At 34.0% G+C, this 2,645-nt stretch carries 1 protein-coding gene and 2 pseudogenes; all 3 read left to right on the plus strand.

Going from position 1 to position 2,645, the window contains the following annotated elements; genetic code table 11:
• Nucleotides 1-200 precede the first annotated feature (200 nt).
• Nucleotides 201-1,547 carry a hypothetical protein gene (locus IV04_RS23770; RefSeq protein ID WP_037404720.1) on the plus strand — a complete coding sequence of 449 codons (1,347 nt, stop codon included), beginning with the start codon at nt 201-203 and terminating at the stop codon, nt 1,545-1,547.
• Nucleotides 1,548-1,956: 409 nt separating this feature from the next.
• Nucleotides 1,957-2,307: pseudogene (locus IV04_RS23775) on the plus strand (hypothetical protein).
• Nucleotides 2,276-2,626 (plus strand): annotated as a pseudogene (locus IV04_RS23780) (relaxase/mobilization nuclease domain-containing protein); the annotation flags it as partial. The pseudogenes IV04_RS23775 and IV04_RS23780, both read left to right, overlap by 32 nt.
• Nucleotides 2,627-2,645: the final 19 nt, after the last annotated feature.

Genomic DNA, 2,645 nt, shown 5'->3' on the forward strand with positions numbered 1-2,645 from the left:
AATTAAGGGACACAGCCTAGTTATCTAACAATAGAATTACAACCTAAGCCAAAAATTACTCACATAATAAAGAACAATCCAGTAGGTATAATTTATGCATTACTTTCCCCTCAACTATAGCTTATAATAATTGTTTTAACATGTTTGTATATGACCATTAGAAATGCATCAATTGCCATTTTTTTATTAGGATAAAATTTATGAATTGGGATTTAGGTCAGTTAGAATGTGATTTTTGCAAGGATGTTTTTAATTGCAGCATAGGGTTATCAAACAAAAACACACCACAAGTGTTCGGCTTTTGCTGCCCGCACTGTAGTGGTGTTCTCTCAATTGAGATTGATCCAATACGGTCTACAAATCGAATATTGAAAAATGTCACTGCAGTCGGGCGAAAAAATAAAGATATATTTAATGTAAAATCAATTAGGTTACATTTGGATTTCCCAGCCTTACTAACTAATGGCTGGTCTCCTTTCACTCCTTTCAATATTGCATGTCTTGGATTAAAAGAAGGTTATAACATTGAACATTTCAAGGTTGTAACCAGTGAACTTAACTTCTACAGTGAACATATTTTAGTACTTCAGAGCCTTTTCAATTTCTATAAAAACAGCAAGATTAAGGAGTTGTATCATACTTCAAGGACATTATTGCGTGAAGATTTCGATATTGTAATCGGTGTGGATTCAAACTACATTGATAGTATTTCTGTTATTGATTATATAACTTCAAGAGATGTTGATATTATATTTTACAAAACACTATTCGGTATATCAATTGCCTTAAATAAAGGTATGAAACCTGACCATGATATAAAAGAACTATCATCCTATTTATCAGGTTTAAAAAAAGAGAAACTATGTGAGTTTCATTCATACTTATCTAATAATAGGCATTTAAAAGACTCCATAAAAACAACAAACAAGATCTACTCCAACATATATTCCAATGAGGAATTTTTTAGGCCATCCATTTTCCTTTCGGATTATAGTAGTACTAATTATAAGAAAGGAAAATCGCCACTACGTTTAGTTAGCGAAAAGGTTGAGGTTATTCTTAATATATACAAAGACTTGACCGAAGTTATATCAAAACAATATGTTCTTATTGTCGGATTAAGAAACATTGAAGAAAGTGATAATTATGACACTTTCAAAATGAATTATGTGAGGACAAGGAAAGGGAAGGTATTCATAAATAACATTGCCGAATTCTCAGAGCTTGATCTTGGAATGAAGGCACGCTTCATGAAGGGAAGCTACTTTGAGAAGGACCTGAAGATCATCTCTAATAAGATTAGAAATTCTATCGCACATAATAACTGGGAGTATAATGAATTAAGTCAAGAAGTTTTATTTAGATTTAATAAAGGGATTAATGATGCACCTAATGAAAAAGACTTCGAATGCAAAACAATTCTTGAAATAAATAGTGAAATAATCACTTTATTTAGGTTGATGCATAAATTAAATATTATTTACTACCTATTTGGTTGTTTTTATGGACGCAATGATTGGGATAAAGGAGAATTAGACAATATATGATTGATATTCAAGACAAAAAACACCCTCTTAACCAATCAGATAAATCATTTAAGTTCTGAAAGGTTACTTACTGCATTAAGTTAACTGTAGATTATTATTTAATACTGGGTTTGTTAAAGCCCAGTATTAAATCAAAAAAAACCAATAACTATATTGCATAGAATCTATAAATAACATATACATCATCTTCATGTACCTATGCAATAATAAAAATTGTAATCTTGGTTCAATAAGAGCAATCCAAATCGCTCTTGACAAATAATCAAAACCAAAATAAACCTTAATTAAACCTTCAATTTCAAATATGAAAAGGAGTTCATATGGAAAAAAATTACCGATATTTCACATTGGAACAAGTACTACGCCTGTAATAGAAAAATCTTCAAACGTTACTACCTTGATACCACAAATGCTGAGAACTCACTGAGTTAGTGTTCGGCTTAATGACACAGAACTTCACCTGCTCAACACTAAACGCGGTTCTACACCCAAAGGCAAATGGTTACGTATGGCCTCGTTACAGAAGCTCCCCACTATTGTGCCACCGATCAACCTAAGTACATGGAAGACTTTGGGCGAGATTAATCAGAAGTTAAATCGCATTGCTCTACATATTGATAACAAGAACAAAGACAGCAGGCTTACTCACACTGAACTATTTGCTGTTAGCAGATTAATTAAAGAGCTTCGCCAAAACCTGTTAAATACAGAGATCTGGAGCAAACCTGATGAAGGGTATGCAGAAGATCAAAAGGGGTAAGAGCTTCGCTGGTGTGGCCCAGTATGCATTGAAACCGGGAGCACATCATAAATGCGATCCAGTCGTAATCGGGGGCAATATGCTGGGCGACTCTGCTCTTGAACTGGTCGCTGAGTTTGATCGCAGCAAACAGCTTCGGCCAGATGTCCAGAAACCTATTTGGCACAATTCACTTCGATTACCCCAAGGAGAATCTCTTACCAACGAACAATGGAAACGAATTGCTGACGATTACATGAAGCGAATGGGGTTCGGTGATACACACCTCCGTTGCTATGTTCTTCATGATGATCAGGCTGGTCAGCACATACACATTATTGTAGTGGTTTAATGAATTT

Source organism: Serratia sp. Ag1, from assembly GCF_000743355.1.
Classification (GTDB): Bacteria; Pseudomonadota; Gammaproteobacteria; order Enterobacterales; family Enterobacteriaceae; genus Chania.

What these genes read in the sequence shown, in the direction of transcription:
- IV04_RS23770 (WP_037404720.1), top strand. Translation starts at nt 201, where the DNA reads ATGAATTGGGATTTAGGTCAGTTAGAATGTGATTTTTGCAAGGATGTT.